Here is a 13,781-nt window from a genome sequence, read left to right as displayed (position 1 = left end):
CAAAAGTGAAATAATATGGTAAACCTTTTAGAACTTTGCAAAAATTTACAGCAAAAAATAGAAAGGTTAGAAGCAAAAATAGAAAGATTGGAAAAAGAGAATGAAAGTTTAAAAGCAGAAAATAAGGCTTTAAAGATAGAAAATGCTGAGTTAAGAGAAAGACTCGGTTTAAGCTCAAAAAATTCATCAATACCAAGTTCCAAAGAGTTGTATAAAATAAAAAAGAATAAGCCGAAAAGCGAAAGGAATATTGGCGGTCAGGTTGGTCATAAAGGAAGTTTTCGCGCCAACATGGATGCAGATAAAGTAGTAAAGATAGAGTTGCCTAATACTTGCGAATGCGGAGGAGAAATTGCAATATGTGAAAAACCATATATTCATCAGAAAGTTGATCTTCCAGAAATCAAGCCTTATGTAGTGGAATATCAGTTAGAACATGGCCGTTGTCGGAGATGCGGAAAGAGAAGAAGTAGCAAGTTACCAGAAGGTGTTACGCCAGATACATTTGGTCCAAGGGTTAAGTCAATAATTGCAGCGTTCAGCGGATTCTACAAAAATTCAAAACGCGAAATAGCGAGTGTCGTAAATGATATCTTCAATTTGAACATAAGCGTCGGTAGCATATCAAATAGTGAACATAGAGTTGCTTCAAAATGCAAAAAAATGTATGAGCAGATCGAACAAGAGATAAGTAGGAGTAAAGTTCTACATATTGATGAAACGAGCCATTATAACAAAGGTAAACTCGCTTGGTGTTGGATGTTTGCAAGCAATACGGCAAGTTTTGTAAAATTTACAGAGTCAAGAGGAATGAAAGTTTTACAAAATAGTAAATTCTGCAATCGCAATAGCTTGGTAATAACTGACAGGTATGCAGCATACAATTATTTTGCCGATAAAAACAGGCAAATCTGTTGGGCACATTTATCAAGAGATTTTGAAAGATTAGCACATAGTTGGAATATTGAAGTTAAAGTTCTGGGTTGTTACTTGAGAAACGTGGCCACTGAATTATTTGCACTAAAAAAAGCTTTACTAAAAAGTGAGATAGATGTTTTGAGGTTTGTCAGACGTGCCAGAAAATTAAGAAAACGTACAAAGTATTACTTGAAGGAGATATCTCGTTTACCTGAAGCAATTGGAGCCTCTCGAGTTGCAAAAAATGTTCTGAGATCTGAAAGAATGATGTGGAAATTTTTAGATGACCCAGAAAATATTCCGCTGACAAATAACCACGCTGAACGGCAAATTCGGCATTATGTCGTTTATCGCAAAAACTCATATTTTACACAATCAAAGCGGGGAAATACATTCCTTGAGCGGATAATTTCATTATACTTAACTTGGAAACAAAGGGGTCTCAATCCTTTCCAAAATCTCCTATCTATTGTTTCTTAAACCACTCTCCTGAACGGATACCTTTTGAGAATTTCACTATGCTAATTGTTCTATAATTCCATAATCTCAGTTTTAACGATCTCCTTCTACCACAATTTACAGATGCAACAGAACCTAATTTGTATCATCAAAGTCCCCGACCACACGTTCTTGCATTTACTTTTAGTAGCTGATTTTTATTAACCTCCTCTATAAAGCTAGATGGATTTTCTATTGTATAATCCGACTGTTTAATAGTCTTATCTAACTCTTCAAATACGCTGCTATTTCTTTTAAAACATCCATCTTCTATAGCTGTTAAAACACTTTTTCCCCCTAAAAGACAATTCTGTCCTAAACTTGATTTATTCTCTAATTTGTTAAATCTTACTTCATCGACAAGCCTCACATCTATTTTATTACTATTTTCCTTATTAGGGAATAGATAGATACTTATCTTTCCTACTTCAGTGGTAAAAGACATCTCAATTCTATCTTCTGAAAGGTCCGTATAATTTCTACTTCCTCCTATATTTTCAACTCTAATTATACTTTTTCCAACGTGAAGTACACCAATGTTTAGTTTTAAATCTTTAGCTTTTTGGTTATTTAATACCCTTGCAACTTCAATAGTACTATTTTGTGGATAACCTATGTAAAAATGTCCATTGTCTATTTCTAAATCAAAGTTATGTTTATTGATTTGCTCACTTTTTTTGATAATACTTTCAAGTGCTAACTCTTTCAGCCTTGAAAGGTTTGCGTCTCGTTTACTCAAAGTGTCTCTATCTGAACAAATTACGTTGACGAAATCTTCATGCTCTTTTTCACTAAATCGATTTAAAGGTGCACCTTCTGATATTGTCTGAAATATTTTTTTCTTGTCCAAAAACTCATGAATTCGAGTAGTGTCAGCAGATAAATATAGCTTTGGGAATATGTCAGCTATACTATCTATCAAGGACATATCAGATTTATATGGAAAAGTGAACATTATCCCTTGTTCCAGTGCTTCGCTTATAACTTTATCAAGTTCTTTATCGCACTCCTCATAATCTTCTTCGCTACCAGAGTAACCTAAATTGTCCAGACAATCATGGATCTTATTTATTTTTTGCCAAATACTTTCATACTTTTTTATTTCTACTGCATTTAATTTTATTTTTGCTAAAGAAAAAGAATCTTCTTTGCGCATTATGTTTGCATCGTAGAATAGTTGACTGTAACGCCTACCAAAACTTTCATCATAATCAGGGCAAGGGCTAACATTGTCACTTCCACTATCCGTTCCATTCCACACTTCAATCTTGTAGTCAGTATTTTCATGGTCTTTATCTTCACTTGTTCGATAATATTGATTGTTCTCTATTCCTTCGTATATCCTGGTTGATCCTTGATCATCATTGTCATTAACATGCCTAGTTTCTACTTCAGGTATAAATTGAGGTTCTGCTATTTCTTCTCTTACGTTTTCTCTGTTTATTTCATCTGCAAGAGACACTTCATTACTAATATAGAAATTTTTCTGTTTTAAACTCTCGTCTTCCTTCTGCGGTCTTTTAAATTCTGCAAATAGTTCTTCATACTTTGATAAATAAATACAAAATTGATCTCTTACGTCATTAAGTTCCATCTCTTTTTCTAATATCTGATTTTCATAATCACCTTTTAAATTCTCTATGCTGTTTATCAGCACTGTACTTTCTTTTCCTACTCTATTTAACTCATCTTCAGTAAAATCCAGTTTTTGCCGTAACTCTTCATTTATTTTGTCTGTTAACTGAATTTCACTCTTTGCCTCTTTTAATTGATTATTTAAGTTCTTAATTATATCACTTTTGTTCTGAGTTTCTAATAATAATATTTCTACTTTCTGTTTTAGCTGTTCGATGTCTTGATCATTTTCAGTTAAATTTCTCGTCCTTCTTTGTAATTCAACTTCAAGCCTTTTAATTTTCCCTTCTAGGGTTTGCATTTCTCTGGTAAGTTCACTTACTTCTTCGTAATACTCTTCTACTCTTTTCTTATAGTGTTTTTGTAACTCTACATTTTTTTTAAGATCAAAATTTTCTTGTTGTAGATTTTCTATTTTACTTTTCAAACTATCTATTGCTTGATTTTCTTCATTGCTAATCTCAAATACCTCTTCAGGAAAATCTTCAAATTCACAAGATGAATTGCCTTCAAGGTCGTTACTACCAAATAAATTATATTGTACTACCTGCTTTAAACTAAACATACCTATACCCCCTACTAAAATAAACAAGTAATATATTGTATGCACTATATATCATAAATAAAATCAATTTGAATATAATCTATTTACTAATTCGTATTGTGAATTTTTATAGAGTAAGTTTAGGTGTAAAATATTATAATACTATTAAAGCAGGTGAATAAAGCACAGTCTTTTTGAAAGGATAAATTTAATGAAAAGACCATACTAATTAGTGTTATAAGGAATTGAATTATTTACTCCCTCAAAAAAGGTCATATATTTGTGAGAACAAGTTGCGTAAAATAAGATTGTAAAAATAAAAACGTAAGGTTATTGCAACGAAGTTAGGCAAGTAAGTTCGTATATAAATATGGCTGAAGCAGGCCAATATGGCTGATTTTAGCGTATGGTAAAGTTGCTATATAAAAAAGTTCGTATGTATCGATTGGTAGACCAACGCATCCCAAAACGAACTCTTCTCACGCTCCTTGATTTCGAGCACTGAAAATAACTATATTATTTAGATTTTTGTAATCTACACTAATGAGTTAATAATTAATCTGCTTAAAAAGGCAAAAGACAAAATAGAGCGAACCTACAGTAAAAAGAGAATAAAAAAAACTCTGACAATAAATTATACAAACTTTATGAAGTTAATTTGAACTTAAGAAAACACAAATCTAATTTTTTTGCTCGAAGAATTTGCTTTTTTTCCAATCTTACCCAAACGCACTCTAGGCTCTGTGGACAAAATTTTAGAGAAGCCATACAAGAGATCCAACAAGATTGAGAAAACCCATAAAAACCTCAGCAGTTTTATCAAATCCGGAAAAAATGCGCCTAAAATTTTTAATTTTACCAAAAAAACACTCAATCAAATGACGTTCTTTGTAGATATGCTCATCGTAATACCTTTGCACTTTTCGATTCCTTTTTGGCGGAATAACTACTGTACATCCCTTGTCTTCAAGACTTGTAACAAAGGCATTGCTATCGTAGCCCTTGTCACCTACTACAGTAGAGTTATAGATACTTTCAGTCAACACTTGTGCCTGCGTAATTTCATTTCTTTGACCAGGAGTCAGAGTAAATTTAAGTGGATTTCCAAGTGCATCGACAAGCGCATGTATTTTAGGGAACGTTCAAAGAAGTGTGTCAAACCGAAAAAAAAGTAATAAATTGATATAAAAAAATGGAGGTTTGACAATGAGTCAGAAAGTAGTAAACAGAACTACCGGATTGGTAGATTATAAAGAATTAGAAACAAATATCCTGTCGTCTGTACGAGAAGGAAGACCGTTGACAGGAAGAGATGGAGCATTAACACCGTTTATAAAAAAGTTGCTGGAGGTAAGCCTGGAAGGTGAAATAGAAAACCACTTGTCGGCTAAAAGCGAAGAGAATAATCTAAGAAATGGGAGGAATGCAAAGACTTTACGTACAAGCGCAGGGTCATTTGAGCTTTTGACGCCAAGAGATAGGGAAGGAAGTTTCGAACCACAAATAGTCAAAAAAAGGCAAACAAACCAGAGCTTGAAACGAAGATTTTGAGCACATTTGCCAGTGGTATGGGCTATAGAGATATAATGTCACATGTTGAGGAAATTTATGATCACAAAATATTGGCGGCAGAGATATCAAGTATTACTGACAAATTGCTACCAGTAATCAACGAATGGCGTAGTCGCCCGCTGCAGTCTGTATATCCGATAGTTTTTATGGATGGCATGTTTTTTAAAGTCAAAGAGGACGGGCATTGCGTAAGTAAATGCATGTATAACATATTAGGAATAGATCAAAATGGCAAAAAAGAAGTATTAGGTTTTTATTTGGCTGAAAGTGAAGGAGCTAACTTCTGGTTGGGAGTGCTAAATGACCTCAAAGAAAGAGGAGTAGAAGATATCCTTATTGCCTGCGTTGATGGGCTGAAAAGCTTTCCTGCAGCTATAAACAGTGTCTTTCCTAATGCGGAAGTGCAGATGTGTATAGTGCATCAGATACGCAACTCACTGAAGTATGTGGCCAGTAAAGATGCGAAGAGTTTTTTGAGCGATTTAAAGAAGGTATATCAAGCTTCAAGCAAGGAAATTGCCGAGAATTATCTGTTGGAATTGGATGAAAAATGGGGCACAAAGTACCCTATGGTTATAAAATCTTGGCAGAATAATTGGGAAAACTTGTCTGGTTATTTTAAGTATTCTGGTCCAGTTAGGAGGATAATCTACACCACCAATCCCATAGAGGAGCTACATAGGCAAATTAGGAAATTCACTAAGACCAAAGGCTCATTTACCAGCATAAATGCCTTGTATAAGCAGGTATATTGTGCTATAAAGAAGACAGAGGAAAAGTGGACGATGCCTGTACATGATTGGGCATTAACTATCTCTCAACTTGATGTTTTCTTTCCTGGCAGATTGAAAATTGAGTTGAACTAAAAATGCAGTTTGACACAGTTTATTTAACACTCCCTAAAAAGACAAAATATCGGAGCTAATGATAATGTTTCTACTTTTGAGGTATCCGTTCAGCGGAGTGGCAGAATAAGGTAGACAAGGTGATCTAAGAAGATAATCATAGAGCAAAAGTGAAATAATATGGTAAACCTTTTAGAACTTTGCAAAAATTTACAGCAAAAAATAGAAAGGTTAGAAGCAAAAATAGAAAGATTGGAAAAAGAGAATGAAAGTTTAAAAGCAGAAAATAAGGCTTTAAAGATAGAAAATGCTGAGTTAAGAGAAAGACTCGGTTTAAGCTCAAAAAATTCATCAATACCAAGTTCCAAAGAGTTGTATAAAATAAAAAAGAATAAGCCGAAAAGCGAAAGGAATATTGGCGGTCAGGTTGGTCATAAAGGAAGTTTTCGCGCCAACATGGATGCAGATAAAGTAGTAAAGATAGAGTTGCCTAATACTTGCGAATGCGGAGGAGAAATTGCAATATGTGAAAAACCATATATTCATCAGAAAGTTGATCTTCCAGAAATCAAGCCTTATGTAGTGGAATATCAGTTAGAACATGGCCGTTGTCGGAGATGCGGAAAGAGAAGAAGTAGCAAGTTACCAGAAGGTGTTACGCCAGATACATTTGGTCCAAGGGTTAAGTCAATAATTGCAGCGTTCAGCGGATTCTACAAAAATTCAAAACGCGAAATAGCGAGTGTCGTAAATGATATCTTCAATTTGAACATAAGCGTCGGTAGCATATCAAATAGTGAACATAGAGTTGCTTCAAAATGCAAAAAAATGTATGAGCAGATCGAACAAGAGATAAGTAGGAGTAAAGTTCTACATATTGATGAAACGAGCCATTATAACAAAGGTAAACTCGCTTGGTGTTGGATGTTTGCAAGCAATACGGCAAGTTTTGTAAAATTTACAGAGTCAAGAGGAATGAAAGTTTTACAAAATAGTAAATTCTGCAATCGCAATAGCTTGGTAATAACTGACAGGTATGCAGCATACAATTATTTTGCCGATAAAAACAGGCAAATCTGTTGGGCACATTTATCAAGAGATTTTGAAAGATTAGCACATAGTTGGAATATTGAAGTTAAAGTTCTGGGTTGTTACTTGAGAAACGTGGCCACTGAATTATTTGCACTAAAAAAAGCTTTACTAAAAAGTGAGATAGATGTTTTGAGGTTTGTCAGACGTGCCAGAAAATTAAGAAAACGTACAAAGTATTACTTGAAGGAGATATCTCGTTTACCTGAAGCAATTGGAGCCTCTCGAGTTGCAAAAAATGTTCTGAGATCTGAAAGAATGATGTGGAAATTTTTAGATGACCCAGAAAATATTCCGCTGACAAATAACCACGCTGAACGGCAAATTCGGCATTATGTCGTTTATCGCAAAAACTCATATTTTACACAATCAAAGCGGGGAAATACATTCCTTGAGCGGATAATTTCATTATACTTAACTTGGAAACAAAGGGGTCTCAATCCTTTCCAAAATCTCCTATCTATTGTTTCTTAAACCACTCTCCTGAACGGATACCTTTTGAGAATTTCACTATGCTAATTGTTCTATAATTCCATAATCTCAGTTTTAACGATCTCCTTCTACCACAATTTACAGATGCAACAGAACCTAATTTGTATCATCAAAGTCCCCGACCACACGTTCTTGCATTTACTTTTAGTAGCTGATTTTTATTAACCTCCTCTATAAAGCTAGATGGATTTTCTATTGTATAATCCGACTGTTTAATAGTCTTATCTAACTCTTCAAATACGCTGCTATTTCTTTTAAAACATCCATCTTCTATAGCTGTTAAAACACTTTTTCCCCCTAAAAGACAATTCTGTCCTAAACTTGATTTATTCTCTAATTTGTTAAATCTTACTTCATCGACAAGCCTCACATCTATTTTATTACTATTTTCCTTATTAGGGAATAGATAGATACTTATCTTTCCTACTTCAGTGGTAAAAGACATCTCAATTCTATCTTCTGAAAGGTCCGTATAATTTCTACTTCCTCCTATATTTTCAACTCTAATTATACTTTTTCCAACGTGAAGTACACCAATGTTTAGTTTTAAATCTTTAGCTTTTTGGTTATTTAATACCCTTGCAACTTCAATAGTACTATTTTGTGGATAACCTATGTAAAAATGTCCATTGTCTATTTCTAAATCAAAGTTATGTTTATTGATTTGCTCACTTTTTTTGATAATACTTTCAAGTGCTAACTCTTTCAGCCTTGAAAGGTTTGCGTCTCGTTTACTCAAAGTGTCTCTATCTGAACAAATTACGTTGACGAAATCTTCATGCTCTTTTTCACTAAATCGATTTAAAGGTGCACCTTCTGATATTGTCTGAAATATTTTTTTCTTGTCCAAAAACTCATGAATTCGAGTAGTGTCAGCAGATAAATATAGCTTTGGGAATATGTCAGCTATACTATCTATCAAGGACATATCAGATTTATATGGAAAAGTGAACATTATCCCTTGTTCCAGTGCTTCGCTTATAACTTTATCAAGTTCTTTATCGCACTCCTCATAATCTTCTTCGCTACCAGAGTAACCTAAATTGTCCAGACAATCATGGATCTTATTTATTTTTTGCCAAATACTTTCATACTTTTTTATTTCTACTGCATTTAATTTTATTTTTGCTAAAGAAAAAGAATCTTCTTTGCGCATTATGTTTGCATCGTAGAATAGTTGACTGTAACGCCTACCAAAACTTTCATCATAATCAGGGCAAGGGCTAACATTGTCACTTCCACTATCCGTTCCATTCCACACTTCAATCTTGTAGTCAGTATTTTCATGGTCTTTATCTTCACTTGTTCGATAATATTGATTGTTCTCTATTCCTTCGTATATCCTGGTTGATCCTTGATCATCATTGTCATTAACATGCCTAGTTTCTACTTCAGGTATAAATTGAGGTTCTGCTATTTCTTCTCTTACGTTTTCTCTGTTTATTTCATCTGCAAGAGACACTTCATTACTAATATAGAAATTTTTCTGTTTTAAACTCTCGTCTTCCTTCTGCGGTCTTTTAAATTCTGCAAATAGTTCTTCATACTTTGATAAATAAATACAAAATTGATCTCTTACGTCATTAAGTTCCATCTCTTTTTCTAATATCTGATTTTCATAATCACCTTTTAAATTCTCTATGCTGTTTATCAGCACTGTACTTTCTTTTCCTACTCTATTTAACTCATCTTCAGTAAAATCCAGTTTTTGCCGTAACTCTTCATTTATTTTGTCTGTTAACTGAATTTCACTCTTTGCCTCTTTTAATTGATTATTTAAGTTCTTAATTATATCACTTTTGTTCTGAGTTTCTAATAATAATATTTCTACTTTCTGTTTTAGCTGTTCGATGTCTTGATCATTTTCAGTTAAATTTCTCGTCCTTCTTTGTAATTCAACTTCAAGCCTTTTAATTTTCCCTTCTAGGGTTTGCATTTCTCTGGTAAGTTCACTTACTTCTTCGTAATACTCTTCTACTCTTTTCTTATAGTGTTTTTGTAACTCTACATTTTTTTTAAGATCAAAATTTTCTTGTTGTAGATTTTCTATTTTACTTTTCAAACTATCTATTGCTTGATTTTCTTCATTGCTAATCTCAAATACCTCTTCAGGAAAATCTTCAAATTCACAAGATGAATTGCCTTCAAGGTCGTTACTACCAAATAAATTATATTGTACTACCTGCTTTAAACTAAACATACCTATACCCCCTACTAAAATAAACAAGTAATATATTGTATGCACTATATATCATAAATAAAATCAATTTGAATATAATCTATTTACTAATTCGTATTGTGAATTTTTATAGAGTAAGTTTAGGTGTAAAATATTATAATACTATTAAAGCAGGTGAATAAAGCACAGTCTTTTTGAAAGGATAAATTTAATGAAAAGACCATACTAATTAGTGTTATAAGGAATTGAATTATTTACTCCCTCAAAAAAGGTCATATATTTGTGAGAACAAGTTGCGTAAAATAAGATTGTAAAAATAAAAACGTAAGGTTATTGCAACGAAGTTAGGCAAGTAAGTTCGTATATAAATATGGCTGAAGCAGGCCAATATGGCTGATTTTAGCGTATGGTAAAGTTGCTATATAAAAAAGTTCGTATGTATCGATTGGTAGACCAACGCATCCCAAAACGAACTCTTCTCACGCTCCTTGATTTCGAGCACTGAAAATAACTATATTATTTAGATTTTTGTAATCTACACTAATGAGTTAATAATTAATCTGCTTAAAAAGGCAAAAGACAAAATAGAGCGAACCTACAGTAAAAAGAGAATAAAAAAAACTCTGACAATAAATTATACAAACTTTATGAAGTTAATTTGAACTTAAGAAAACACAAATCTAATTTTTTTGCTCGAAGAATTTGCTTTTTTTCCAATCTTACCCAAACGCACTCTAGGCTCTGTGGACAAAATTTTAGAGAAGCCATACAAGAGATCCAACAAGATTGAGAAAACCCATAAAAACCTCAGCAGTTTTATCAAATCCGGAAAAAATGCGCCTAAAATTTTTAATTTTACCAAAAAAACACTCAATCAAATGACGTTCTTTGTAGATATGCTCATCGTAATACCTTTGCACTTTTCGATTCCTTTTTGGCGGAATAACTACTGTACATCCCTTGTCTTCAAGACTTGTAACAAAGGCATTGCTATCGTAGCCCTTGTCACCTACTACAGTAGAGTTATAGATACTTTCAGTCAACACTTGTGCCTGCGTAATTTCATTTCTTTGACCAGGAGTCAGAGTAAATTTAAGTGGATTTCCAAGTGCATCGACAAGCGCATGTATTTTAGGGAACGTTCAAAGAAGTGTGTCAAACCGAAAAAAAAGTAATAAATTGATATAAAAAAATGGAGGTTTGACAATGAGTCAGAAAGTAGTAAACAGAACTACCGGATTGGTAGATTATAAAGAATTAGAAACAAATATCCTGTCGTCTGTACGAGAAGGAAGACCGTTGACAGGAAGAGATGGAGCATTAACACCGTTTATAAAAAAGTTGCTGGAGGTAAGCCTGGAAGGTGAAATAGAAAACCACTTGTCGGCTAAAAGCGAAGAGAATAATCTAAGAAATGGGAGGAATGCAAAGACTTTACGTACAAGCGCAGGGTCATTTGAGCTTTTGACGCCAAGAGATAGGGAAGGAAGTTTCGAACCACAAATAGTCAAAAAAAGGCAAACAAACCAGAGCTTGAAACGAAGATTTTGAGCACATTTGCCAGTGGTATGGGCTATAGAGATATAATGTCACATGTTGAGGAAATTTATGATCACAAAATATTGGCGGCAGAGATATCAAGTATTACTGACAAATTGCTACCAGTAATCAACGAATGGCGTAGTCGCCCGCTGCAGTCTGTATATCCGATAGTTTTTATGGATGGCATGTTTTTTAAAGTCAAAGAGGACGGGCATTGCGTAAGTAAATGCATGTATAACATATTAGGAATAGATCAAAATGGCAAAAAAGAAGTATTAGGTTTTTATTTGGCTGAAAGTGAAGGAGCTAACTTCTGGTTGGGAGTGCTAAATGACCTCAAAGAAAGAGGAGTAGAAGATATCCTTATTGCCTGCGTTGATGGGCTGAAAAGCTTTCCTGCAGCTATAAACAGTGTCTTTCCTAATGCGGAAGTGCAGATGTGTATAGTGCATCAGATACGCAACTCACTGAAGTATGTGGCCAGTAAAGATGCGAAGAGTTTTTTGAGCGATTTAAAGAAGGTATATCAAGCTTCAAGCAAGGAAATTGCCGAGAATTATCTGTTGGAATTGGATGAAAAATGGGGCACAAAGTACCCTATGGTTATAAAATCTTGGCAGAATAATTGGGAAAACTTGTCTGGTTATTTTAAGTATTCTGGTCCAGTTAGGAGGATAATCTACACCACCAATCCCATAGAGGAGCTACATAGGCAAATTAGGAAATTCACTAAGACCAAAGGCTCATTTACCAGCATAAATGCCTTGTATAAGCAGGTATATTGTGCTATAAAGAAGACAGAGGAAAAGTGGACGATGCCTGTACATGATTGGGCATTAACTATCTCTCAACTTGATGTTTTCTTTCCTGGCAGATTGAAAATTGAGTTGAACTAAAAATGCAGTTTGACACAGTTTATTTAACACTCCCTAAAAAGACAAAATATCGGAGCTAATGATAATGTTTCTACTTTTGAGGTATCCGTTCAGCGGAGTGGCAGAATAAGGTAGACAAGGTGATCTAAGAAGATAATCATAGAGCAAAAGTGAAATAATATGGTAAACCTTTTAGAACTTTGCAAAAATTTACAGCAAAAAATAGAAAGGTTAGAAGCAAAAATAGAAAGATTGGAAAAAGAGAATGAAAGTTTAAAAGCAGAAAATAAGGCTTTAAAGATAGAAAATGCTGAGTTAAGAGAAAGACTCGGTTTAAGCTCAAAAAATTCATCAATACCAAGTTCCAAAGAGTTGTATAAAATAAAAAAGAATAAGCCGAAAAGCGAAAGGAATATTGGCGGTCAGGTTGGTCATAAAGGAAGTTTTCGCGCCAACATGGATGCAGATAAAGTAGTAAAGATAGAGTTGCCTAATACTTGCGAATGCGGAGGAGAAATTGCAATATGTGAAAAACCATATATTCATCAGAAAGTTGATCTTCCAGAAATCAAGCCTTATGTAGTGGAATATCAGTTAGAACATGGCCGTTGTCGGAGATGCGGAAAGAGAAGAAGTAGCAAGTTACCAGAAGGTGTTACGCCAGATACATTTGGTCCAAGGGTTAAGTCAATAATTGCAGCGTTCAGCGGATTCTACAAAAATTCAAAACGCGAAATAGCGAGTGTCGTAAATGATATCTTCAATTTGAACATAAGCGTCGGTAGCATATCAAATAGTGAACATAGAGTTGCTTCAAAATGCAAAAAAATGTATGAGCAGATCGAACAAGAGATAAGTAGGAGTAAAGTTCTACATATTGATGAAACGAGCCATTATAACAAAGGTAAACTCGCTTGGTGTTGGATGTTTGCAAGCAATACGGCAAGTTTTGTAAAATTTACAGAGTCAAGAGGAATGAAAGTTTTACAAAATAGTAAATTCTGCAATCGCAATAGCTTGGTAATAACTGACAGGTATGCAGCATACAATTATTTTGCCGATAAAAACAGGCAAATCTGTTGGGCACATTTATCAAGAGATTTTGAAAGATTAGCACATAGTTGGAATATTGAAGTTAAAGTTCTGGGTTGTTACTTGAGAAACGTGGCCACTGAATTATTTGCACTAAAAAAAGCTTTACTAAAAAGTGAGATAGATGTTTTGAGGTTTGTCAGACGTGCCAGAAAATTAAGAAAACGTACAAAGTATTACTTGAAGGAGATATCTCGTTTACCTGAAGCAATTGGAGCCTCTCGAGTTGCAAAAAATGTTCTGAGATCTGAAAGAATGATGTGGAAATTTTTAGATGACCCAGAAAATATTCCGCTGACAAATAACCACGCTGAACGGCAAATTCGGCATTATGTCGTTTATCGCAAAAACTCATATTTTACACAATCAAAGCGGGGAAATACATTCCTTGAGCGGATAATTTCATTATACTTAACTTGGAAACAAAGGGGTCTCAATCCTTTCCAAAATCTCCTATCTATTGTTTCTTAAACCACTCTCCTGAACGGATACCTTTTGAG

The 13,781-nt window shown here is 34.0% G+C and carries 7 protein-coding genes and 2 pseudogenes; 5 read left to right on the top strand and 4 right to left on the bottom strand.

Annotated elements, in window-relative coordinates; all coding sequences use genetic code 11:
* Positions 1-15: 15 nt before the first annotated feature.
* On the top strand, positions 16-1,398 hold the full coding sequence (locus AAGD74_RS03985; RefSeq protein ID WP_007548562.1) for an IS66-like element ISWen3 family transposase: 1,383 nt from the start codon (positions 16-18) through the stop codon (positions 1,396-1,398).
* Between the two features lie 127 nt (positions 1,399-1,525).
* Here the strand turns inward: AAGD74_RS03985 and AAGD74_RS03980 are convergent, their stop codons facing one another.
* The gene (locus AAGD74_RS03980) at positions 1,526-3,616 is read right to left on the bottom strand and encodes a hypothetical protein (protein WP_338482757.1); all 2,091 of its coding nucleotides are present in this window, start codon (positions 3,614-3,616) and stop codon (positions 1,526-1,528) included.
* A gap of 734 nt (positions 3,617-4,350) precedes the next feature.
* Positions 4,351-4,680 carry a transposase gene (locus AAGD74_RS03975; RefSeq protein WP_341810772.1) on the bottom strand — a complete coding sequence of 110 codons (330 nt, stop codon included), beginning with the start codon at positions 4,678-4,680 and terminating at the stop codon, positions 4,351-4,353.
* Between the two features lie 121 nt (positions 4,681-4,801).
* On the opposite strand from AAGD74_RS03975, the pseudogene AAGD74_RS03970 reads away from it, so the two are divergent.
* Both AAGD74_RS03970 and AAGD74_RS03965 read left to right on the top strand, forming a co-directional pair.
* A pseudogene (locus AAGD74_RS03970) lies at positions 4,802-6,033 on the top strand (IS256 family transposase).
* Between the two features lie 159 nt (positions 6,034-6,192).
* On the top strand, positions 6,193-7,575 hold the full coding sequence (locus AAGD74_RS03965; RefSeq protein ID WP_007548562.1) for an IS66-like element ISWen3 family transposase: 1,383 nt from the start codon (positions 6,193-6,195) through the stop codon (positions 7,573-7,575).
* 127 nt (positions 7,576-7,702) lie between these two features.
* Here AAGD74_RS03965 and AAGD74_RS03960 read toward each other — a convergent pair whose 3' ends face one another.
* Both AAGD74_RS03960 and AAGD74_RS03955 read right to left on the bottom strand, forming a co-directional pair.
* Positions 7,703-9,793 (bottom strand): hypothetical protein, encoded by a 2,091-nt coding sequence (locus AAGD74_RS03960; RefSeq protein WP_338482757.1) that lies wholly within the window; start codon positions 9,791-9,793, stop codon positions 7,703-7,705.
* Between the two features lie 734 nt (positions 9,794-10,527).
* Complete coding sequence (locus AAGD74_RS03955) at positions 10,528-10,857, bottom strand: transposase (RefSeq protein ID WP_341810772.1); 330 nt, start codon at positions 10,855-10,857, stop codon at positions 10,528-10,530.
* 121 nt (positions 10,858-10,978) lie between these two features.
* On the opposite strand from AAGD74_RS03955, the pseudogene AAGD74_RS03950 reads away from it, so the two are divergent.
* Positions 10,979-12,210 (top strand): annotated as a pseudogene (locus AAGD74_RS03950) (IS256 family transposase).
* 159 nt (positions 12,211-12,369) lie between these two features.
* The gene (locus tag AAGD74_RS03945) at positions 12,370-13,752 is read left to right on the top strand and encodes an IS66-like element ISWen3 family transposase (RefSeq protein ID WP_007548562.1); all 1,383 of its coding nucleotides are present in this window, start codon (positions 12,370-12,372) and stop codon (positions 13,750-13,752) included.
* Positions 13,753-13,781 lie beyond the last annotated feature (29 nt).

It is taken from the genome of Wolbachia endosymbiont (group A) of Campoletis raptor (assembly GCF_964026755.1).
GTDB classification, from domain to species: Bacteria; Pseudomonadota; Alphaproteobacteria; order Rickettsiales; family Anaplasmataceae; genus Wolbachia; species Wolbachia pipientis.
The sequence above is the reverse complement of the archived record's forward strand: the minus strand, read 5'-3'. Positions and strand labels throughout refer to the sequence as shown.

Coding starts and splice junctions, on each gene's coding strand:
- AAGD74_RS03985 (WP_007548562.1), top strand. CDS start 16: ATGGTAAACCTTTTAGAACTTTGCAAAAATTTACAGCAAAAAATAGAA.
- AAGD74_RS03980 (WP_338482757.1), bottom strand. CDS start 3,616: ATGTTTAGTTTAAAGCAGGTAGTACAATATAATTTATTTGGTAGTAAC.
- AAGD74_RS03965 (WP_007548562.1), top strand. CDS start 6,193: ATGGTAAACCTTTTAGAACTTTGCAAAAATTTACAGCAAAAAATAGAA.
- AAGD74_RS03960 (WP_338482757.1), bottom strand. CDS start 9,793: ATGTTTAGTTTAAAGCAGGTAGTACAATATAATTTATTTGGTAGTAAC.
- AAGD74_RS03945 (WP_007548562.1), top strand. CDS start 12,370: ATGGTAAACCTTTTAGAACTTTGCAAAAATTTACAGCAAAAAATAGAA.